This window comes from Kutzneria sp. 744, assembly GCF_000568255.1.
Lineage (GTDB): Bacteria > Actinomycetota > Actinomycetes > Mycobacteriales > Pseudonocardiaceae > Kutzneria.
On sequence record NZ_KK037166.1, the window covers coordinates 2,424,546 to 2,449,411 of the forward strand.

Below are 24,866 nucleotides of genomic sequence, written 5' to 3' on the forward strand. Positions count from 1 at the left end.
ACCAACGGCGAACACAGTCACACGCAACGGAATCTCACGCGACAGATCAAACCCAGCCCCGGCACGGTCGGCGATCAAAGCCGGCAGTTCGGCCTCATCAGCCGACACGAGCGGCAAGTCCAGCACCACCTGCTCGATCGACAGAATCTGTTGGCAGGGCTGCCCGTCAACAGCGGAGAACACCGTGCGCAGGCTTTCATGCCGCCCCACAACATCCCGCAACGCCAGCTGCAATGCCGAGTGGTCAAGGACACCGGTCAGCCGCAGCACCGCAGGAATGTTGTACACCCCAGCCGAGCCGTCCAGCTGCTCCAAGAACCACAACCGCTGCTGCGCAAACGACACCGGCACCACCGCCGGACGCACACCCGCCACCAACGCCGGCCGACCAACACCAGCACCGATCAGCTGGCTGGAAAGTCCTGCGACAGTAGGGTATTCGAACAGAACCCGGATACTGGCCTCAACCCCCAACACCGAGCGGATGCGGCTGATCGCACGCGTCGCCAGCAGCGAATGCCCACCCAGGTCGAAGAAGTTGTCATCCACCCCGACCCGGGGCACACCAAGCACCTCGGCGAAAATCCCGCACAAGACTTCCTCGTGGACCGTCGCCGGGCCCCGGCCGGACACCACTGCGCCGTAGTCGGGCGCCGGCAGGGCCTTGCGGTCCAGCTTGCCGTTCACCGTCAACGGGAACCCATCGAGCACCACCACCGCCGACGGCACCATGTACTCCGGCAGCCGCGCAGCCAGATGCGCCCGCACCAGCCCGGGCAGATCATCCCTGTTGGCCGTTTCAGTCGAGTCACCGCCGGGCCGAGAAGTCGGGACTACATACGCGATGAGTCGCTTGTCGCCTGGGACGTCCTCGCGCACCACCGCAACCGCTTGCGCGACCTGCTCATGGGCCGACAGGACAGCCTCGACCTCGCCCAACTCGATCCGGAACCCGCGGATCTTCACCTGATGATCCACCCGAGCAATGAACTCCAGGTTCCCGTCCGCACGCCAACGCCCCAGGTCGCCCGACCGATACATACGGCTACCGGCAGGACCGAACGGATCCGCCACATACTTGCCGGCCGTCAAACCACGCCGATTATGGTAACCACGAGTGACCAAGTCACCGGCGATGTACACCTCGCCCTGCGCACCCGGCGGAACCGGACGCAAAGCCCCATCCAACACATACATCCGCGTGTTCCAGATCGGCTTGCCGATCGTGACAACACCCTCCTGCACACGATCGCCAGGCTCGATCCGATACTCGGTGCAACCGACTGTCGTCTCGGTCGGACCGTACTCATTCACCACAGTGACATCCGGGAACCGCGACCGCCACTGATCCAACACCTCCCCCATCAACGACTCCCCACCCAGCACAAGCTGCTCACTGGGCGAAAAATCATCAGACAGAGCGAGCAGCAGCGGCAAGTGGCTGGGCGTGCCCTTGGCGAACGTCGGACGCTCCGCAATCGCCGAAGCATCAGCCTTGCCATCCAGATCAGCCAACTGCACACAACCACCAGCAGTCAACGTCGCGAACAAGCCCGTCACCGTCAGGTCGAAAGACACCGACGAATGCACCAACGACCGGCCGCCCACACCAGGATACGCGGAATGCGTCCACGACAAATACTGATTCAGCGAATCATGCTGAACAACAACACCCTTGGGCTTACCCGTCGACCCCGACGTGAAAATCACAAACGCCGCATTGCCAGGGAGCAGGGAGCTGGCCAGGTTCTCGGAGTCCTCCGCGTCCAGCCCGGCCGGCAACTCCGTCAACGTCAACACCGGGTCGAGATCCTCGACCATGAACCGCAGCCAGTCAGCCGGATACGACGGATCCAACGGCAAATAAGCACCGCCGGCCTTCAGCACCGCCAGCAACGCCACCACCAACTCCACCGACCGCGGCAACATCACCCCCACCACACGCTCCGGGCCAACACCCTGCCGGATCAGCAACCGAGCCAACTGATTCGCCCGAGCGTTCAACTCCTCATAACTCAGTTGCTCGTCCTCGAACGCCACTGCGGTCGCGTCCGGCGTCCGCGCGACCTGCGCCTCGAACAACTCCGGCAACGTCGCGACCGGAACCTCACGCGCCGTGTCATTCCACTCCACCACCACCCGCTCACGCTCAGCGGAATCCATCACCTCGACCTGATGCACAGGGGCGTCCGGTGCGGCCGTCACCGCCTCCAGAACCCGCACGAACCGCTCCACCAGCAACCGTGCCGTGCCCCGGTCGAACAGATCGGTGGAATACATCAACACACCACCGACACCCGCCGGCCGCCCGTCCGTGAAGGCCTCGATCAGCGAGAAGTCCAGATCGAACTTCGCCGGCACCTGCCCCATCGGCTCCGCACCAATGACCAAGCCCGGTAGATCCAGCACTGGGGTCGCGGTGTTGTTCACCGTCAACATCACCTGGAACAACGGATGGCGCGTCATCGACCTCGCCGGCGACAGCTCCTCCACCAGTCGTTCGAACGGCACATCCTGATGCGCGAACGCACCCAGGCCCGCCTCACGCACCCGATCCAGGACCTCGCCAAACGACGGATCACCCGACAGATCAGTGCGCAGCACCAGGGTGTTGATGAAAAACCCGACCAACTCGTCCAGAGCCTCATCGGTACGTCCCGCGATCGGCGACCCAATCGGAATATCAACACCCGCACCCAACCGGGACAACAGCACCGCCACACCAGCCTGCAACACCATGAACGGCGTCACCCCGCGTGCGCGGGCCACCTCGACCAAGCGCTCATGCACCTCAGCCGGAACATGGACTCCGACGCTGTCTCCACGGTGGCTGGCCACCGCCGGACGAGCCCGGTCCACCGGCAATGCCAACTCTTCGGGCAGGCCGGTCAAAGTCTGCCGCCAGTACGAGATCTGCTCGCTCAGGACGCTGTTCGGATCATCCTCGCCACCGAGCAGTTCGCGCTGCCACAACGTGTAGTCGGCGTACTGCACCGGCAGTGGAACCCACGCCGGCGCCCGCCCCGATACCCGTGCGGCATACGCGGTGGAGATATCCCGCGCCAACGGCGCCATCGACCAGCCATCACCGGCAATGTGATGCAGCACCAACACCAACACGTGCACACCGGGACCAACGGCGAACGCGGTCACACGCAACGGAATCTCGCGCGACAGATCAAACCCCGCACCCACCTGCCGAGCGATCAAACCCGGCAGCTCGGCTTCCGTGGCCGTCGCTATCTGCGGGTCGACCACAACCTGGTCGATCGGCAAAATCTGTTGGCTAGGCTGACCGTCGACGGCGGGGAACACCGTGCGCAGGCTTTCGTGCCGATCCACCACATCCCGCAACGCCAGCCGGAGCGCCTCGTGGTCAAGGGCGCCGGTCACGCGCAGCACCGCCGGAATGTTGTACACACCGGCCGAGCCGTCCAACTGCTCCAGGAACCACAACCGCTGCTGCGCAAACGACACCGGAATCATCAGAAATTCTCCTGCCTAGTGCGCGGCCGCAGCGCGGGCCTGACTTTCTTTGTGGTATCCAAGCTGTTCGCCAGTCCCTCGACGGTGGGGTTTTCGAACAAGGTCCGAATACTGACCTCAACACCCAACGCCGCGCGGATGCGGCTGATCACCCGCGTCGCCATCAGCGAATGCCCACCCAGGTCAAACAGATTGTCGCCCACCCCGACGCGAGGCACACCCAACACTTCGGCGAAGATCCCGCACAAAACCTCTTCGCGAGGCGTCGCCGGGCGGCTGTCGGACACCGCCGCGCTGTAGTCGGGCGCCGGCAGCGCCTTACGGTCCAGCTTTCCGTTCACCGTCAACGGGAACCCATCGAGCACCACGACCGCCGTGGGCACCATGTACTCCGGCAGTCGTGCAGCCAAGTGCGCCCGCAACCCATCGCCGGCCAAGCCTTCACCAGCCTGCGAAACCGGGACCACGTAGGCGATAAGCCGCTTGTCCCCCGGAACATCCTCGCGCACCACCGCAACCGCTTGCGCGACCTGCTCATGGGCCGACAGGACAGCCTCGACCTCGCCCAACTCGATCCGGAACCCGCGGATCTTCACCTGATGATCCACCCGAGCAATGAACTCCAGGTTCCCGTCCGCACGCCAACGCCCCAGGTCACCCGACCGATACATACGGCTACCGGCAGGACCGAACGGATCCGCCACATACTTGCCCGCGGTCAGACCACGCCGATTATGGTAACCACGAGTGACCAAGTCACCGGCGATGTACACCTCGCCCTGCGCACCCGGCGGAACCGGACGCAAAGCCCCATCCAACACATACATCCGCGTGTTCCAGATCGGCTTGCCGATCGTGACAACACCCTCCTGTACACGATCACCGGGCTCAATCCGATACTCAGTACAACCCACCGTGGTCTCGGTCGGACCGTACTCATTCACCACAGTGACATCCGGGAACCGCGACCGCCACTGATCCAGCACCTCCCCCATCAACGACTCCCCGCCCAACACTAACTGCTCGGTAGGCGAAAAATCATCGGGAAGATTCACCAGCAGCGGCAAATGACTGGGCGTGCCCTTCACAAACGTCGGACGCTCCGCAATCGCCGAAGCATCAGCCTTGCCATCCAGATCAGCCAACTGCACACAACCACCAGCAGTCAACGTCGCAAACAAACCCGTCACCGTCAGGTCAAAAGACACCGACGAATGCACCAACGACCGACCACCCACACCCGGATAAGCAGAATGCGTCCACGACAAATACTGATTCAACGAGTCATGCTGAACAACAACACCCTTGGGCTTACCCGTCGACCCCGACGTGAAAATCACAAACGCCGCATTACCCGGCAGCAACGAGCCAGCCAGGTTCTCGGAGTCCTCCGCGTCCAGCCCGGCCGGCAACTCCGTCAACGTCAACACCGGGTCGAGATCCTCGACCATGAACCGCAGCCAGTCAGCCGGATACGACGGATCCAACGGCAAATAAGCACCGCCGGCCTTCAGCACCGCCAGCAACGCCACCACCAACTCCACCGACCGCGGCAACATCACCCCCACCACACGCTCCGGGCCAACACCCTGCCGGACCAACACCCGCGCCAACTGATTCGCCCGAGCGTTCAACTCCCCGTAGCTGAGCTCTTCGCCCCGGAACATCACCGCGGTCGCACTCGGGGTTCTTGCCGCCTGTGCCTCGAACATCTCCGGCAACGTCGCGACCGGAACCTCACGCGCGGTGTCATTCCACTCCACCACCACCCGCTCACGCTCAGCGGAATCCATCACCTCGACGCGATGCACCCGAACCTGCGGATCGGCCGTCACCGCCTCCAGGACCCGCGCAAACCGCTGCACCAACATCAGCGCCGTGTCCCGCTCGAACAGGTCGGTTGAGTAGGCCAGCACGCCCCCGATACCCGCAGGGCGCCCATCGGAGAAGGCCTCGACCAGCGAGAATTCCAGATCGAACTTCGCCGGCACCTGCCCCGGCGGCTCCGCGTCAACACTCAACCCTGGCAGATCCAACACGGGGGTAGCAGTGTTGTTCACCGTCAGCACGACCTGGAACAGGGGATGGCGCGCCATGGACCGGGCCGGCGCCAGCTCTTCCACCAGCCGTTCGAACGGCACATCCTGATGCGCGAACGCACCCAGCCCCGCTTCACGGACCCGATCGAGGACCTCGCCGAACGACGGATCACCCGACAGATCAGTGCGCAGCACCAGGGTATTGATGAAAAACCCGACCAACTCGTCCAGGGCCTCATCGGTGCGTCCCGCGACCGGCGACCCGATCGGAATATCGACACCGGCGCCCAGCCTCGACAGCAGGACTGCCATGCCGGCCTGCAACACCATGAACGGCGTGACCCCATGCGTCCGGGCCGTCTCGACCAGGCGCTCGTGCATCCCGGCCGGGAGCTGAATCTCGACAGTGTCGCCCCGGTGACTGGTCACCGCCGGGCGTGCCCGGTCCACCGGTAGCGCCAGTTCCTCGGGCAACCCGGCCAAGGCCTGCCGCCAGTACGCGATCTGCTTGCTGAACGCACTGTCCGGATCATGCTCATCACCGAGCAGTTCACGCTGCCACACCGTGTAATCCGCGTACTGCACCGGCAATGCACCCCAAGCAGGTTCCAGCCCCGACACCCGCGCGGCATACGCGGTGGAGATATCCCGGGCCAGCGGCGCCATCGACCAACCATCACCGGCGATGTGATGCAGCACCAACACCAACACGTGTTCGTCCGGCGCGACGGCGAACACGGACACACGCAACGGAATCTCACGCGACAGATCAAACCCAGCCCCGGCACGGCCGGCGATCAAAGCCGGCAGTTCGGCCTCGTCCGCCGTCACCACCGGCAGGTCCATCACCACCTGCTCAATCGGCAGGATGTGCTGGCTCGGCTGCCCGTCAACGGCCGGGAAAACAGTGCGCAGGCTCTCATGCCGGCCCACCACATCCCGCAACGCCACCTGCAACGCCTCGTGATCAAGGACACCGGTCATACGCAACACCGCCGGAATGTTGTACACACCGGCCAAACCATCCAACTGCTCCAAGAACCACAACCGCTGCTGCGCAAACGACACCGGCACCACCGCCGGACGCACACCCGCCACCAACGCCGGCCGACCAACACCAGTGCCCCAACCTGGTGGCCAGTCCTGCGACAGTGGGATGCTCGAACAACGACCGAATACTCGCCTCGACCCCCAGCGCAGCCCGAATCCGACTGATCACCCGCGTCGCCAGCAGCGAATGCCCACCCAGGTCAAAGAAGTTGTCATCCACCCCGACCCGGGGCACGCCCAGCACCTCGGCGAAAATCCCGCACAAGACTTCCTCCTGCACCGTCGCCGGACCACGGCCGGACACCACCAAGCTGTAGTCAGGCGCGGGCAGAGCCTTGCGGTCCAGCTTCCCGTTCACCGTCAACGGAAACGCGTCCAACACCACAACCGCCGACGGCACCATGTACTCCGGCACCCGAGCCGCCAGATACGCCCGCACCACCGACGGCAAACCCTCCCCAGCCAAGTCATCACCCGACCGCGAAGCCGGCACCATATAAGCAATAAGCCGCTTGTCCCCTGGCACATCCTCACGCACCACGGCCACCGCCTGCGCGACCTGCTCATGGCCGGCCAGGACCGCCTCGACCTCGCCCAACTCGATCCGGAACCCGCGGACCTTCACCTGATCATCAGCGCGGCCTTCGAACACCAACTCGCCCTGAGCGGTCCACCGCACCAAATCCCCAGTGCGATACATCCGCTGCCCCACAAGGAAAGGACACGCAACAAACCGCTCACCAGTCAAACCCGGACGACCCAAATACCCCCGAGCCAACTGAGCACCGGCCACATACAACTCACCCACCACACCCGGCGCCACCGGACGCAGCCCCCCGTCCAGCACGAACACCTGCGTGTTCCACACCGGAGAACCGATCGGGACCGGGCCGCCGGGCGTCTCATGATCCGGATCGACCAGGTAGTCGGTGCACCCCACCGACGCCTCGGTCGGCCCGTAATGATTGGCCAGCACCAGTACGTCCTGGGGGTGGCGGGCGTACCACTGTTGGAGCGGTTGCATGTCCAGGGCTTCGCCACCGAGCACCACCGACCGCAGCGCCAACTTGTCGCCCAGCTCAGGATTCTGCGCATCAGCCTGGGCCAGCTGGGAGAACGCCGACGGGGTCTGGCACAGCACCGTCACCTGCTGATCGACCAGAAGCTCCAGGAACTCGGCCGGGGACCTGGTCGCCGTGAAGGGAACCACCACCAGGCTGCCGCCATGCAGAAGGGCGCCCCACAACTCCCACACCGAGAAGTCGAATGAGGACGAGTGGAACCACGTCCACACATCCTCTGTGTCAAAGGGGAAACGTCGGGCCATTGCGGCGACGGAGTTCACGGCACCGAGGTGTGGGATGGTGACGCCCTTGGGACGACCGGTGGAACCAGAGGTGTAGATGACATATGCCGGATGCTCTGGCGACAACCAGTCGATCCGTTCCGCATCAGACACGTCGCTGCTGTCCACACTGGACTGATTTCCCCTGCCGTCGATCACCAGCACGGGCACATCCGACCCGAGCGTATGAGCGCCGTCCGGCCCGGCCAGCACAAGCATGGGACTCGCGTCGTCGAGCATGTACTCGACCCGCTCGGCGGGATAATCCGGATCGATCGGCAGATAAGCGCCACCGGCCTTGACTACCGCCAAAAACGCCACCACCAACTCCACCGACCGCGGCAACATCACCGCCACCAGGCGCTCCGGGCCGACACCCCGCCCGACCAGCACCCAAGCTAACTGGTTCGCCCGGGCATTCAACTCGCTGTAGGTGAGCTTCTCGCCCTCGAACACCACCGCGGTCGCGTTCGGGGTCTGGGCCGCCTGCGCTTCGAACAACTCCGGCAGCGTCGCGACCGGAACCTCACGCGCGGTGTCATTCCACTCCACCACCACCCGCTCACGCTCGACGAGATCCATCACCTCGACGTTGTGCACGAGGGTGTCCGGGGCGGCGGTCACCATGTCTAGGACCCGCACGAACCGCTCTACCAGCAACCGCGCAGTGCCCAGATCAAACAGGTCGGTGGCATACGTCAACACACCACCGACACCCGCCGGCCGCCCGTCCGTGAAGGCCTCGACCAGCGAGAAGTCCAGATCGAACTTCGCCGGCAACTGCCCCACCGACTGCCTCGCGACAGCCAACCCCGGCAGATCCAGCACAGGGGTAGCAGTGTTGTTCACCGTCAACATCACCTGGAACAACGGATGACGCGCCATCGACCTCGCCGGCGACAGCTCCTCCACCAACCGCTCGAACGGCACATCCTGATGCGCAAACGCACCCAGCCCTGACTCACGCACCCGGTCGAGGACCTCGCTGAACGATGGATCACCCGACAAATCAGTCCGCAACACCAGGGTGTTGACGAAGAACCCGACCAACTCATCCAGAGCCTCATCGGTACGCCCCGCTATGGGCGACCCAATCGGAATATCGACACCGGCACCTAGGCGAGACAGCAGGACCGCCACACCAGCCTGCAACACCATGAACGGCGTCACTCCGTGCGTGCGGGTCGTCTCGACCAGGCGCTCATGCATCCCGGCCGGGATGCGGATCTCGACATTGCCACCGCGATGGCTGGTCACCACTGGACGCGGCCGATCCACCGGCAACGCCAACTCCTCAGGCGCCCCAGCCAAAGCCCGCCGCCAGTACGAGATCTGGTCGCTCACAACACTGGTCGGATCATCCTCGCCACCGAGCAGTTCGCGCTGCCACACCGTGTAATCCGCGTACTGCACCGGCAACGGAACCCACTCCGGCGCCCGCCCCGACACCCGCGCCGCATACGCGGTGGAGATACCCCGCGCCAACGGCGCCATCGACCACCCGTCACCGGCAATGTGATGCAACACCAACACCAACACATGCTCGTCCTGACCGACGGCGAACACGGTCACACGCAACGGAATCTCACACGACAGATCAAACCCGGCCCCGGCACAGCCAGCGATCAAAGCCGGCAGTTCGGCCTCAGTGGCCGCCACCACCGGCAGGTCCACCACAACCTGCTCAATCGGCAAGATGTGTTGGCTCGGCTGCCCGTCAATGGCGGGGAACACCGTGCGCAGGCTCTCATGCCGACCCACCACATCCCGCAACGCCAGCTGCAAAGCCTCGTAGTCAAGGACTCCAGTCAGACGCAACACCGCCGGAATGTTGTACACCCCAGCCAAACCATCCAACTGCTCCAAGAACCACAACCGCCGCTGCGCAAACGACACCGGCACCACCACCGGACGCACACCCGCCACCAACACTGGCCGGCCAACACCAGCACCGATCAGCTGGCTGGAAAGTCCTGCGACAGTGGGATGCTCGAACAACGATCGGATGCTCGTCTCGACGCCCATCACCGCACGAATACGGCTGACCATGCGCGTCGCCAGCAGCGAATGCCCGCCCAAGTCGAAGAAGTTGTCATCCACGCCGACCCGGGGCACGCCCAACACCTCGGCGAAAATACCGCACAGGACCTCTTCATGGACTGTGGCCGGGCCTCGATCGGACATCGCCAGGCTGTAGTCGGGCGCGGGCAAGGCCCTACGGTCGAGCTTCCCGTTCACCGTCAACGGGAACTCATCAAGCACCACGATCGCCGACGGCACCATGTACTCCGGCACCCGGGCGGCCAGATAGGCCCGCACCACCGCCGGCAGATCATCCCCGACACCGTTGGCCGTTTCACCCGAGTCGCTACCGGCCTGCGACGCCGGGACCACATACGCGATGAGGCGCTTGTCCCCCGGCACATCCTCACGCACCACTGCCACCGCTTGCCCCACCTGCGAGTGAGTGGCCAAGACCGTCTCAACCTCGCCCAGCTCGATCCGGAACCCGCGGATCTTCACCTGATCATCGATGCGGCCCTCGAACACCAACTCGCCCCGAGCGGTCCACCGCACCAAATCCCCAGTGCGATACATCCGCTGCCCCGCAAGGAAAGGACACGCGACAAACCGCTGACCGGTCAACCCCGGGCGACCAAGATACCCCCGTGTCAACTGCGCGCCGGCCACGTACAGCTCACCGACCACACCCGGCGGCACCGGACGCAGAGCCCCGTCCAACACGAACAACTGCGTGTTCCAGACCGGAGAACCGATCGGCGGCGGTGCGGCGGTGTCATCCTCGGCGTCGATCAGGTGATCCGTGCAGCGAATGTTCGTCTCGGTCGGCCCATAGATGTTGAGCAGCGCCGGCGTGTGACCACGATGACGGGCATACCACTGCCGCAACGGCTGCACATCCAGCGCCTCGCCGCCGAGCACAACAACGCGCAGCGCCAGTTTGTCGCCCAGCTCAGGATTCTGCGCGTCAGCCTGGGCCAACTGGGAGAAAGCCGACGGAGTCTGACACAACACCGTCACCCGCCGATCGACCAGAAGCTCCAGGAACTCGATCGGAGACCGGGTCGCCGCGAAGGGAACCACCACCAGGCTCCCGCCATGCAGCAACGCCCCCCAGAACTCCCACACCGAGAAGTCGAACGCGAACGAGTGGAACCACGTCCACACATCCGCTGTGTCAAAGGAGAAACGCCGCGCCATTGCGGCAAGAGTGTTCACGGCACCGTGATGCTGGACGGTCACGCCCTTGGGGCGACCGGTGGAACCAGAGGTGTAGATGACATACGCCGGATGTCCCCGCAACAGCGGAGCCACACGATCCACATCGGACACATCCGAGCTGTCCACACCGGACTGGCCCTGCACATCGATCGCCAGCACCGGAACATCCGACCCGAGCGAATGAGCGCCGTCCCGCCCGGTCAGCACAAGCACGGGACTCGCGTCCTGGAGCATGTACTCGACCCGCTCAGCCGGATAGTCCGGATCGATCGGCAGGTAGGCACCACCGGCCTTCAGCACCGCCAGCAACGCCACCACCAACTCCACCGACCGCGGCAACATCACGCCGACCAGGCGCTCCGGACCAACACCCCACCGGATCAGCACCCGCGCCAACTGGTTCGCCCGGGCATTCAACTCCCCATAGCTGAGTTCCTCGCCCTCGAACACCACTGCCGTCGCATCCGGCGTCCGTGCCACCTGCGCCTCGAACAACTCCGGCAACGTCACGGCCGGAACCTCACGCGCCGTGTCATTCCACCCGACCAACACCCGCTCACGCTCAGCGGAACCCACCACGTCGACCAGATGCACCGGAGTGTCGGAAGCGGTGTCCAACAGCGCCACCATGTTCTCCAACGCGGTGCACACCATCACGCACACAGCACGCGGATCAACCGGCGCGACGACCTGCGCAGTGACGCCGAACCCAACACCGGTGTCGTCAATCGCGACCATCAACGGATAGTTCGTGCGCTCCTGTACATGTAGGACCTCAGCACCCTCGAACTCGACATTCACAGCCGGCTTCGAGTCGGTCCCCAGCTCGAAACCCGGGCTGTGCCGATAGTTGAGCAGCGAGGTGAACACCGGGGCCGGAGCGCGCACCCCGCTGACCCGCTGCGCCAACGACAACGGCGCGTGCTCATGCATCAACACCGCAGCAAGCTGGGACTGCATCGCCCGAACCGCGTCCGAGACGCTCACGGCGCCGGTGGACACTCGCATCGGCAAGGTGTTGATGAACATCCCCAACGCCCGATCGGCGTCAGCGCCCGCGTTCATACGCCCCAGCAGGACTGTTCCGAACACCACATCGTCACGACCCGATGTCGCCGCCACCACTCGCGCCCACACCAAATGGAACAACGTCGCCGGACTGACCCCAACCCGCCGGGCCTGTTCCCGCACCCGGTCCGCCAGCTCCGCGTCCACCACCACCCTGGCCTCAGTGACCGTGGAGGCATCACCCCGCACATCCAGAATCCCGAACGGCGCCGTCGGCTCGTCCACATCACCCAACAGCTCGGTGAAGTACCGCTCATGCTCCGCCCGCGACACACCCAAACGAGCCTGAGCAACAAGATTGCGGAACGGCACGGGCACCGGCAGCAGGTCGCCACGCCCGGCCAGGAACGCCTGCGCTTCCTCGATCATCACCTCCACGGCGGTGTGATCCTGGACCAGGTGATGCACCCGCAACAAAACCAGCCACCTACCAGTGCCCGGTTCCGCCGCGATGTGAGCCCGCAGCAGCGGCGCCCGACCGAGGTCCATCGCCTGCCGGCCTACAGCCGACAACTGCTCGACCGGATCCACCCCAGGCTCAAGCGCCAATTCCTGCACAGGCAGTGGCGCGTCTCGCCACACAACCTGGACCGGCTCCGGCAACCCCTGCCACACCACCGCGGTCCGCAGAATGTCATGACGATCGACAACCCGCTGAACCGCGGCCAGGAAACCATCCAGGCGGGCACGGGAGTCGAAACCCAACACGCGCGGCAACACATACACATCGCCACCAGCGTCGCCAGTAGCCATCAAGTGGTGGAAGAAGATGCCTTCCTGCAACGGCGCCAACAGATAAACATCAGCCAGATTGCCCGCCCCGCCCGGAACATGGGCGAGGATCGTGTCGATCTGCTCGCTGTCCAGCTCCACCAACGGCAGCATGTCCGGAGTGATCACCATGGCGTCAGCGGGAATCCCGTTGGGCGGCACCACAACCTGCGTGGACTGCTCCAGCCGGCCCGAAAGCCCCGCGACAGTCGGATGCTCGAACAACGACCGGATGCTCGCCTCAACCCCCAGCATCGCACGGATACGACTGATCACCCGCGTCGCCAGCAGTGAATGCCCACCCAGATCAAAGAAGTTGTCGTCCACCCCGACCCGAGGCACACCCAACACCTCGGCGAAAATCCCACACAGTACTTCCTCGTGGACCGTCGCCGGGCCCCGGTCGGACACCACCAGGCTGTAGTCGGGCGCAGGCAGAGCCTTGCGGTCGAGCTTTCCGTTCACCGTCAATGGGAACGCGTCCACCACCACGACCGCCGACGGCACCATGTACTCCGGCACCCGAGCCGCCAGATACGCCCGCACCACCGACGGCAAACCCTCCCCAGCCAAGTCATCACCCGACCGCGAAGCCGGCACCATATAAGCAATAAGCCGCTTGTCCCCTGGCACATCCTCACGCACCACGGCCACCGCCTGCGCGACCTGCTCATGGCCGGCCAGGACCGCCTCGACCTCGCCCAGTTCGATGCGGAACCCGCGGACCTTCACCTGATCATCAGCGCGACCCTCGAACACCAACTCGCCCTGAGCCGTCCACCGCACCAAATCCCCAGTGCGATACATCCTTTCCCCAGCAAGGAAAGGACACGCAACAAACCGCTCACCAGTCAAACCCGGCCGACCCAAATACCCCCGAGCCAACTGAGCACCGGCCACATACAACTCACCCACCACACCCGGCGCCACCGGACGCAAAGCCCCGTCCAACACGAACACCGACAGGCCCGGAAGACCCCGACCGATGACACTGTCGCCCCCGGCGGCCTCGGCCCGATCTGCGTCCAACGCGATGTAGCTGACATGCACCGTCGTCTCAGTGATGCCATACATGTTCACCAACACCGGAGCATCCTGGCGGTGACGGGCATACCACTGTTGCAGCGGCCGCATGTCCAAGGCCTCGCCACCGAACACCACAGACCGCAACGCCAACTTGTCACCCAGCTCAGGACTCTGCACATCAGCCTGCACCAACTGGGAGAACGCCGACGGAGTCTGACACAACACCGTCACCTGCTGATCGACCAACAGCTCCAAGAACTCCACCGGCGACCGCGTCGCCCCGAAGGGAACCACCACGAGACTCCCGCCATGCAGCAACGCCCCCCACAACTCCCACACCGAGAAGTCGAACGCGAACGAGTGGAACAACGTCCACACATCGCCCGCACCAAACTCGAACCGCGCCTCCGTGGCAGCGAACAATGCGACCACATTGCGATGCGGGACGACGACACCCTTCGGGCGACCGGTAGAACCAGAGGTATAGATGACATACGCCGGATGCCCCGGCAACACCGGAGCCACACGCTCCACATCGGACACATCCGTGTCGTCAACGCCACACTGGCCATCGACCACCAACACCGGCATATCCGACCCGAACGTATCGTCCCGCCCGGCCAGCACGAGCACGGGACTCGCGTCCTGGAGCATGTACTCGACCCGCTCGGCCGGATAGTCCGGATCGATCGGCAGATAAGCGCCGCCGGCCTTCAGCACCGCCAGCAACGCCACCACCAACTCCACCGACCGCGGCAACATCACCCCCACCACGCACTCCGGACCAACACCCCGCCCGATCAACACCCGCGCCAACCGATTCGCCCGAGCGTTCAACTCGCCGTAGCTGAGCTTCTCGCCTTCGAACACCACCGCGGTCGCATCTGGGGCGCAGGCGACCTGGGCCTGAAACAGCTCCGGCAACGTCGTGACCGGGACATCGCGCGCAGTGTCGTTCCACTCGATCAGCACCCGGTCACGCTCAGCGGCATTCAGCACCTGCACGTGACGCACCGGGGTGTCGGGGGCGGTTTCCAATAGCGCCACCATGTTCTCCAACGCAGTGCACACCATCACACACACCGCAGCCGGATCAAGCGGCGCAACCACCTGCGCGGTAACACCAAACCCCACACCAGTGTCGTCAACCGCCACCATCAACGGATAATTCGTCCGCTCCTCAACATGCAGGACCTCAGCACCCTCGATCCCCACACTCACAGCCGGCTTCGAATCGATCCCCCACTCAAAACCCGGGCTGTGTCGATAGTTCAGCAACGAAGTGAACAACGGAGCCGGAGCCCGCACCCCACTAACCCGCTGCGCCAACGACAACGGCGCATGCTCATGCACCAACACCCCAGCCAACTGGGACTGCATCGCCCGAACCGCATCCACCACACCAACAGAACCAGTGGACACGCGTAGCGGCAGCGTGTTGATGAACATCCCCAACGCCCGCTCAGCATCGACACCGGCATTCATACGCCCCAACAACACCGTGCCGAACACCACATCCTCACGCCCCGACGTCGCCGCCACCACCCGCGCCCACACCAAATGGAACAACGTCGCCGGACTAACCCCGACCCGCCGGGCCTGCTCCCGCACCCGAGCCGCCAACGCCGCGTCCACCGCTGTTGCGAACTCTGTGACCGTGGAAGCATCACCGCGCACGTCCAAGATCCCGAACGGCGCCGTCGGCTCATCCACATCACCCAGCAAGTCGGTGAAGAACCGCTCATGCTCGTCCCGCGACACACCAAAACGAGCCTGAGCAACAAAGTTCCGGAACGGCACCGGCGCCGGCAGCTGTGCGCCCTGTCCGGCCAGGAAGGCGTGTGCCTCGTTGATCATCACCTCGACCGCGGTGTGATCCTGGACCAAGTGACTTATCCGCATCAGAACCAGCCACCGGTCGGTGCCCGGTTCCGCGGCGATATGAGCCCTGAGCAACGGAGCCTGGTCGAGGTCCATCGCCTGCCGGCCCACAGCCCGCAACTGCTCGACCGGATCCACACCGGGCTCCAGGACCACCTCCTGCACCGGCAGCAAAGCGTGTCGCCACACAACCTGGACCGGCTCCGGCAAACCCTGCCACACCACCGCGGTCCGCAGAATGTCATGACGATCGATGACCCGCTGAATCGCCGTCAGAAAGCCGTCCAACTTGCCACGAGACTCGAAACCCAACACCACCGGCAGCACATACACACCAGCATCGCCGGCGTTCATCAAGTGATGGAAGAAGATGCCTTCCTGCAACGGCGCCAACGGATAAACATCAGCCAGATTCGCCACCCCACCAGGAACACGAGCAAGCACCGTGTCGATCTGCCCAGCGTCCAACTCCACCAGGGACAGCATGTCCGGAGTGATCACCGTGGCGTCAGCGGGAATCCGGTTGGCCGGCACCTCCACCTGCGTGGAGTGCCCCAACCTGGTGGCCAGTCCCGTGACGGTAGGGTGCTCGAACAAAGTCCGGATACTGGCTTCGACGCCCAGCGCAGCCCGGATGCGGCCGATCACGCGCGTCGCCAGCAGCGAATGGCCGCCCAGATCAAAGAAGTTGTCCTCCACTCCGACCCGGGGCACGCCCAACACCTCGGCGAAAATCCCACACAAGACCTCTTCGTGGACCGTCGCCGGACCCCGATCGGACACCACCAAGCTGTAATCGGGTGCCGGCAGGGCCTTGCGATTCAGCTTTCCGTTCACCGTCAACGGAAACGCGTCCACCACCACAACCGCCGACGGCACCATGTACTCCGGCACCCGAGCCGCAAGATGCGCCCGGACCACAGCCGGCAGATCATCCCCCGCGACACCAGCCGGGACCACGTAGGCGATGAGCCGCTTGTCCCCCGAAACATCCTCACGCACCACCGCAACCGCTTCAGCAACCTGGTCGTGGGCGGTCAGGACCGATTCGACCTCGCCCAGTTCGATGCGGTACCCGCGGATCTTCACCTGGTCGTCGACCCGGCCCTCGAACACCAGATCGCCCTCGGCGGTCCAGCGGACCAGGTCCCCAGTGCGATACATCCTTTGTCCGACAAGGAAAGGACAGGCAACGAACCGCTGGCCGGTCATAGCCGGACGCCCCAGATAGCCTCGCGCCAGCTGGGCGCCGGCCATGTAGAGCTCACCCACCACGCCCGGCGGCACCGGACGCAAGGCCCCGTCCAACACGAACGCCTGCGTGTTCCACATCGGACGACCGATCGGGACCAGGCCGCTGGACGTCTCATGACCTTCATCGACCGGGTAGTCGGTGCAGCCCACCGTCACCTCGGTCGGCCCGTAATGGCTGACCACCCGGACACCGGGGTTCATCCGACGCCATTCCCGCAGTCGGGCATGGGTTATCGCTTCCCCGCCCACCATCATCTGCCCGGTGGGAAGGCAATTGCCGGGCAGGGTGTCCAGGAGCGGCAAGTGGCTCGGCGTCGCCTTCAGGAACGTCAACCGCTCGTGGCCGATCGTCGCGGAGAGATCCTCGTCCAGCGCGCCCACGTATACGGAGCCACCGCAGAGAAGAGCGCCGTAGAGGCCGGTCACACCCATGTCGAACGATATGGACGCGTGGAGAACCGTGCTCCCGCTCAGGTCCGGATACGCTTCGCAGCACCGGACGACGTAGTTCACCAGCGAGCGGTGGCTGATGACGGCGCCCTTGGGACGGCCGGTGGAACCGGAGGTGTAGATGACATACGCCGGGTGCTCCGGCAACAACGGTGAGACACGCTGCGCATCAGACACATCCGCACCGTCCACACCGGACCGGCCGGACCGGCCGTCGATCACCAGCACCGGCACTTCCGACGCGAGCGAACGAACATCGTCCTCAACGGCCAGCACGAGCACGGGACTCGCGTCCTGGAGCATGTACTCGATCCGCCCGGCCGGATCGGCCGGGTCGATCGGCAGGTAGGCGCCGCCGGCCTTCAGCACCGCCAGCAACGCCACCACCAACTCCACCGACCGCGGCAACATCACCGCCACCAGGCGCTCCGGGCCGACACCCCGCCCGATCAACACCCGCGCCAACCGATTCGCCCGGGCGTTCAACTCCCCATACGTCAGCTTTTCGCGCTGGAACACCACTGCGGTCGCGTCCGGCGTCCGTGCCGCCTGCGCCTCAAGCAACTCCGGCAGCGGCACGGCCGGAACCTCACGCGCGGTGTCATTCCAGTCCACCACCACCCGCTGACGCTCACGCTCATCCAGCAGCTCGGCCTGGCCGACATAGTCGGTGGGTGAGGCGGTTGTCATCCACCTCAACAGATTCTGAAAGCCGCTGGCGATCACCGACACGGATTCCATGCTGTGGCGGTTTTCGTTGGCACGGAACAGAATCTGGACGCTGCCGTCTTCAGATCGGTCGTAGGCGAAGATCGATAAGTTGTTGACCGGCCCGTTGGCGAGATTGTGCGGAATGGTGACGCAGTCGCCGAACCGCAACCCGTACTGGAACGACATGATGTTGACAACGATGTCGAACAACGAGCCGCCGTCGACGAGCTTCATATCCTTGCGGATGTCCTCGTAGCGATACTGCTGATGGCGCAACGCTTCGCGCACCAACCCGGGCACCTGTCGCACGAGCTCGCCGACAGACATCTCAGGTCGCACGGCGAGGCGAAGGGGAACGACGTTGACCATCATTCCCGGGATGCCGCGCTGTTGCGCGCCGACCCGGCCGAGCACCGGGAGCCCGAGCACGACATCCTGCGCCCCCGTGCTCCGGTGAACGCAGAGCGCGGCGGCGGCGATCATGAATCCGGACAGGCTCGTCTTCAGACGTCGAGCGGCCGCTCGCATGTCGGCAGAACCATCGGGATCGATGTCTTCCTGATGCTGAATGACACTGTGAGACGAGCGGGTCTGCCCCCGGTCGCTCAGGCCACCCGATTCAGGGAGATCACGCAGGACATCATGCCAGAACTCTCGATCGAGCTCGAACTTGTCCGAATTCCGGTACGAGGTGTCGGCATCGATCAGCACCGAGATCGGATCCAGAGCCGGCCCCGAGGGAGGCTTGCCCTCCACCATGTCGGAATACACCTGGGCCATGCGGGTGGCGACGATGGGCGCGGTGAGGCCGTCAACCGCGATGTGGTGGCAGCGTTGGAACCAGAAGAACCGCTCCGGCCCCACCCGCAGAAGGGCGAACGTGAACAGCGGCCAACTTCTGAGGTCGACCGGCCGCCGCATGTCGGCCCACATCCACTCCTCGGCCACCCGCTGCGGGTCGTCCTCGGCGGTGAAGTCCTCGTAGCGGCAGTGCCATTCGCCCGACTTGTCCACATACTGCCGCAGTTCATCGCCATCCCCGGTAAATCGGAGATAGAGCGCCTCGACCTCGTCGACGGTGTACCGAAGGGCGGTTTCGAAGATATCGAGATCCACCGTGCCGCGAATCTCAAGGTATTCGCCGATATTGTGGCTCGAAACACCGTGACGGAGCTGCTCCGCATACCAAATACCAAGCTGGCCAGCCATCAATTCGCGATGTTCAGCATGAGAATTCGACATGTCTCCGCACCCCGCTCGCCCGATTCGTCTCGTTTACACCGCGGAATCCCGAAACCACGAGCATTCATTGCCCGGGTCAGCAGAACCCGGCTGAGCCGATGGTCACGGCCGCGCACAGATCGACCACGCCCGAACCAAGGACGAGTCCCGGGATCCGGCGCGCGCCGACCGTCACATCAAGAGCCGTCTACGATGCCGTACCGGATTCGGATGTGGCCGTTTCCATCGCCACGATGAGACTCTTGGGGCGCATGTCGGTCCAGGAGGTCTCGATGAAGTCCAGGCATTCCTGACGCCCCGCCTCGCCGAAAACGATTTCCCAGCCGGCGGGCACGTCGACAAATTTCGGCCACAACGAGTGTTGACCTTCGTCATTCACGAGGACCAGGTAGCTGGCGTCCGGGTCTTCGAACGGGTTCGTCATGACAGATCCCTCCCTTAAAGCACGTCACCAGGACGTGAGGTTTCCACACAAGGCCGCGGGCCGAGTCGACAAGCGCGCGAATAATTCGCACGCCAGGGCACCGCAACTCAAAGCCACAGGCTCAGAGTCGAATATTCGATCGCGGGACCCGAGGGGCTCGTGTCACATCGGACGCGAGCGCGGACATGGGTGTTCGCCGGTGTCGGCACGGGATGCGCAGGGCCAGGCCACGGACCACGTGGCCGGCTACGCCGGAACTTCGGCGCGCGTTACTACCCGACATGGCGAAGACTCCCCCCTGCTCCCCTGCCACAACGATCATCGCGGCAGAGGATCGTGCCCAACGTGCATCGCCCTCGGGCGCGAGTCTACCGACCCTTGAGGGGACTCGCACCCGGTTGGCGTATCAGGCACGGTCGGCCTCGACCATCGGACATAACCAACAAACGAGCCATACACGGTTTGGCCGAACGGGAGCACCCGAACGCACGCCCAGGGACCTGGATGCCGTGATCGCACCGTGGGACCGGCCGGATTTCCCGGCCGGTTCGGGTCGAAACAGTCGAAACCCGAACCGGCGCGGGCCGGCGTGCGAGGACGCTCAGGAAGCGGAGGTCACGCGGTAGACGTCGTAGACGCCCTCCACGCTGCGGACCACCTTGAGCACGTGGCCGAGGTGCTTGGGGTCGCCCATCTCGAACGAGAAGCGGCTGACCGCCACCCGGTCCTTGGACGTGGTCACCGAGGCCGACAGGATGTTGACCTTCTCGTCGGCCAGCACCTTGGTGATGTCGGACAGCAGGCGGTGCCGGTCCAGCGCCTCGACCTGGATGGCCACCAGGAACAGCGAGGACGAGTTGGGCGCCCACTCCACGTCGACCAGCCGCTCCGGCGAGTCGAGCAGCTCGCTGGCGTTGGTGCAGTCGGTGCGGTGCACGGACACGCCGCCGCCGCGGGTGACGAAGCCCAGGATGTCGTCGCCGGGCACCGGGGTGCAGCAGCGGGCCAGCTTCACCCACACGTCGCTGGCGTCCTTGACGACCACGCCCGGGTCGCCGGGCGCGCGCCGCCGGACGGCCGTGGACGGCGTGGACCGCTCGGCCAGCTCCTCCTCGGCGTGGTCGACGCCGCCGAGCAGCGCCACCAGCCGCTGCACGAGGTGCCGGCCGGAGACCTGCCCCTCGCCGACGGCCCGGTACAGGGCGCTGACGTCGGCCAGCCGCAGCTCACGGGCCACCGCGCCCATCGAGTCGGCGGTGACCAGCCGCTGGATCGGCAGCCCGACCCGGCGCACCTCCTTGGCGATCGTCTCCTTGCCGTTCTCGATCGCCTCTTCGCGGCGCTCCTTGGCGAACCACTGCTTGATCTTGGCCCGGGCCCGCGGCGACGCGGCGAAGGCCAGCCAGTCCCGGCTGGGACCGGCGCCCTCGGCCTTCGAGGTGAAGATCTCGACGACCTCGCCGTTCTCCAGCTTGCGCTCCAGCGCCACCAGCCGGCCGTTCACCCGCGCGCCGATGCAGCGGTTGCCGACCTCGGTGTGCACGGCGTAGGCGAAGTCGACCGGGGTGGAGCCGGCCGGCAGCGTCTCCACGTCGCCCTTGGGCGTGAACACGAAGATCTCGCGGGCGGCCAGGTCGTAGCGCAGCGCCTCCAGGAACTCGCCGGGGTCGGCGGCCTCCCGCTGCCAGTCCAGCAGCTGCCGCATCCAGGCCATCTCGTCGACCTCGACGCCGCGGCCGTTGTGCGTGCCCTTGGTCTCCTTGTACCGCCAGTGCGCGGCGATGCCGTACTCGGCGGTGCGATGCATGTCGTGGGTGCGGATCTGCACCTCGAGCGGCTTGCCGTCCGGCCCGATCACGGTGGTGTGCAGCGACTGGTAGACGCCGAACCGGGGCTGGGCGATGTAGTCCTTGAACCGGCCGGGCATGGGCTGCCACAGCGCGTGCACCACGCCCATGGCGGCGTAGCAGTCGCGCACGTCGTCCACCATGATGCGGACGCCGACCAGGTCGTGGATGTCGTCGAAGTCGCGGCCCCGGACGATCATCTTCTGGTTGATCGAGTAGTAGTGCTTGGGCCGGCCCTCGACCTTGGCGCCGATGCGCGAGGACTCCAGCTGGCTGTTCAGCTCGTCGACGACCTTGCGCAGGTAGGTGTCGCGGGACGGCGCGCGGTTGGCCACCAGGCGCACGATCTCGTCGTACTTCTTGGGCTGCAGGATGGCGAAGGCCAGGTCCTCCAGCTCCCACTTGACGGTGGCCATGCCCAGCCGGTGGGCCAGCGGGGCCAGCACCTCCAGCGTCTCGCGGGCCTTGCGGGCCTGCTTCTCCGGCGGCAGGAAGCGCATGGTGCGCATGTTGTGCAGCCGGTCGGCCAGCTTGATGACCAGCACGCGGGGGTCGCGGGCCATGGCGATGACCATCTTGCGGATGGTCTCGGCCTCGGCCGCCGCGCCCAGCTTCACCTTGTCCAGCTTGGTGACGCCGTCGACCAGGTGGGCCACCTCGTCGCCGAAGTCCTCGCTGAGCAGCTCCAGCGAGTAGTCGGTGTCCTCCACGGTGTCGTGCAGCAGGGCGGCGACCAGCGTGGTGGTGTCCATGCCCAGCTCGGCCAGGATGGTGGCGACCGCGAGCGGGTGGGTGATGTACGGGTCGCCGGATTTGCGCCGCTGACTGCGGTGCTTCTCCTCGGCGACGTCGTAGGCGAACTGCAACAGGCCCAGGTCGGCCTTGGGGTGTAGTTCGCGGTGCACCGCGGCCAACGGCTCCAGCACCTGCTTGACCGGTGCGGCGCGCTGGGCGGTGATGCGGCGGGCCAGGCGCGCGCGTACCCTACGCGTCGCCGAGGGTGGCCGAGCGGCCACCGGCTGTGGCGATGCCCCGGGTTCGACGTCTTGGCTCAACCACACTCCCGGTGCTATCGGGGTAGCAAAGTTTCTGCACCGAGGATAGCTCTGTATCGAGCCGGAAACGTCCCGGTCGCGACAAGCGTGCCGCTCGACACGACGAACGCGGTCCGAATATCGGCTCCGCTAGTCACCCCTGTTCACCGGACCACCCCCAAAGCCGCGAGTCCCGCTCTCGGGCAGCCATGTGTTGAGTTCATGACTGCCCGAGAGCGGGACTCACGGTGTCTAGTGGGTGAGCAGGGCCGTGACGTCGATGTCCGGCACGCGGGAGCGGCCCTTGAGGGCGGCCAGCTCCAGGATCACCGAGACGCCCGCGACGGTGCCGCCGGCGTGTTCGACCAGTTCACGGGTGGCGGCGATGGTGCCGCCGGTGGCCAGGACGTCGTCCACGACGACCACGCGCTGGCCCTCGCGGATGGTGTCCTCGGGCAGCTCCAGCGTGGCCGTGCCGTACTCCAGGGCGTAGCTGACCCGGTGCCGCACCGCCGGCAGCTTGCCCGGCTTGCGCACGCACACCAGGCCGAGGCCGGTGGCGTAGGCGATGGCGGCCCCGAGAATGAACCCGCGGGCCTCGATGGCCACGACGGCGTCGGCGCCCGCCGGGAACCCGGCGGCCATGGCGTCCACCAGGACGCGGAAGGCCGCCGGGTCGGCGAGCACCGGGCTGATGTCCCGGAACAGCACGCCGGGCTCGGGGAAGTCGGGGACCTCCCGGATGAGCCCGAGCGCGCCGTCGAGAGTGGTGCCGGTCAGTGCCGCCTCTTCCCGCTCGGGCGGCCGCTCTTGCCGGACGGCCGGGCCTTGGGCGTGCGCGACGGCGTGCTCGCCGCGGCGGCCATGGCCTTCTCCTTGCGGATCTCGGCGCTCAGGGCCTCGTCGTCGCTCGGGTCGAAGTCCTCGCCCGCCTCGATGCCCTGCGCGGCCAGCTCCGCCTTGCGGGCCAGGTTGGCCCGGCGGTGGGCCACGCGCTCGGCCTGGAGCTTGTACTTCGGGTCGCGCATCTTCAGGTCCACCGTCAGCGGCGTGGCCAGGAAGATCGACGAGACCGCGCCGACCAGCATGCCGGTGAGCTGGATCAGGGCCAGGTCCTGCAGCGTGCCGACGCCCAGCAGCACGACGCCGACCACGAGCAGGCCGAGGACCGGCAGCAGCGCGATCAGCGAGGTGTTGATGGAGCGCATCAGGGTCTGGTTGACGGCCAGGTTGGCCGCCTCGCCGTAGGTGCGCCGGGTCAGCTTGAGCAGGCCGCGGGTGTTCTCCCGGACCTTGTCGAACACGACCACGGTGTCGTACAGCGAGAAGCCCAGGATGGTCAGGAAGCCGATCACCGTCGCCGGCGTGACCTCGAAGCCGATGATCGAGTACACACCGGCGGTGACGATGAGGTCGTTGGCCAGCGAGGCCAGCGCGGCGGCGGCCATCGCGCGTTCGAAGTAGAACGTCAGGAAGATGGTCACCAGCACCAGGAACACCGCGAGCGCGATGAGGGCCTGCTGCGAGATCTCATCGCCCCACGAGGAGCTGACGGCGCTGTCGCTGATGGCCTGCTGGTTGGGCTGGCCGTTGGTGCCCAGCGGCTTGAACTTGGCGAACAGCGCTTCCTTGAGCTTGACGACCTGGGTGCCGTCCAGCGGGACCGAGCGCAGCTGGATGGTCTCGGAGTCGCCGGAGCCCACGGTCTGCGCCTGCTCGGCGTCGCGGCCGACGGACTGCTTGTAGACCGACAGCACGCCGTCGACCGTCGCGGCCTCGCCCTGGCCCTTCACCGGCATCTGGATCTGGGTGCCGCCGGTGAACTCGATGCCGTAGTTGAAGTTCTTGGTGACCATGGAACCGAGGCAGATGACGATCAGCACGGCGAACGCGATGTACCACCGCTTGCGCTTGCCGATGATGTCGAACGCGCCGGTGCCGACGTAGAGGTTGTGCAGGACACCGTGCTTCTGCGGGGTCACGGGAGTCGACACG

7 protein-coding genes are annotated in these 24,866 nt (G+C 65.5%); all 7 read right to left on the minus strand.

The annotated features are described in order from the left end of the window. Nucleotides 1-3,486: non-ribosomal peptide synthetase (locus KUTG_RS55300; protein ID WP_157495542.1), on the minus strand; the 3,486-nt coding region annotated here is incomplete at its 3' end. Next, nucleotides 3,486-6,602: a non-ribosomal peptide synthetase gene (locus KUTG_RS56140; RefSeq protein WP_369794631.1), complete on the minus strand. Its 3,117-nt coding sequence runs from the start codon at nucleotides 6,600-6,602 to the stop codon at nucleotides 3,486-3,488. The genes KUTG_RS56140 and KUTG_RS55300, both read right to left, overlap by 1 nt. Further along, a complete protein-coding gene (locus KUTG_RS63375) occupies nucleotides 6,493-19,566 on the minus strand; it encodes a non-ribosomal peptide synthetase (RefSeq protein WP_084579150.1) in 13,074 nt (4,357 codons plus the stop codon). The genes KUTG_RS56140 and KUTG_RS63375 overlap by 110 nt, the downstream gene beginning before the upstream one ends. Before the next feature lie 187 nt (nucleotides 19,567-19,753). Beyond that, a complete protein-coding gene (locus KUTG_RS10745) occupies nucleotides 19,754-19,990 on the minus strand; it encodes an MbtH family protein (RefSeq protein ID WP_043716629.1) in 237 nt (78 codons plus the stop codon). A 601-nt stretch (nucleotides 19,991-20,591) separates the two neighbouring features. Then, complete coding sequence (locus KUTG_RS10750) at nucleotides 20,592-22,892, minus strand: RelA/SpoT family protein (protein ID WP_043728913.1); 2,301 nt, start codon at nucleotides 22,890-22,892, stop codon at nucleotides 20,592-20,594. A gap of 231 nt (nucleotides 22,893-23,123) precedes the next feature. Then, nucleotides 23,124-23,651 carry an adenine phosphoribosyltransferase gene (locus tag KUTG_RS10755; protein ID WP_043716631.1) on the minus strand — a complete coding sequence of 176 codons (528 nt, stop codon included), beginning with the start codon at nucleotides 23,649-23,651 and terminating at the stop codon, nucleotides 23,124-23,126. After that, nucleotides 23,648-24,865, minus strand: coding sequence for a protein translocase subunit SecF (gene secF, locus KUTG_RS10760; RefSeq protein ID WP_052394308.1), 1,218 nt, complete (start codon nucleotides 24,863-24,865; stop codon nucleotides 23,648-23,650). The genes KUTG_RS10755 and secF overlap by 4 nt, the downstream gene beginning before the upstream one ends. Nucleotide 24,866: the final 1 nt, after the last annotated feature.

What these genes read in the sequence shown, in the direction of transcription:
- KUTG_RS10745 (WP_043716629.1), bottom strand. Translation starts at nt 19,990, where the DNA reads ATGACGAACCCGTTCGAAGACCCGGACGCCAGCTACCTGGTCCTCGTG.
- KUTG_RS63375 (WP_084579150.1), bottom strand. Translation starts at nt 19,566, where the DNA reads ATGTCGAATTCTCATGCTGAACATCGCGAATTGATGGCTGGCCAGCTT.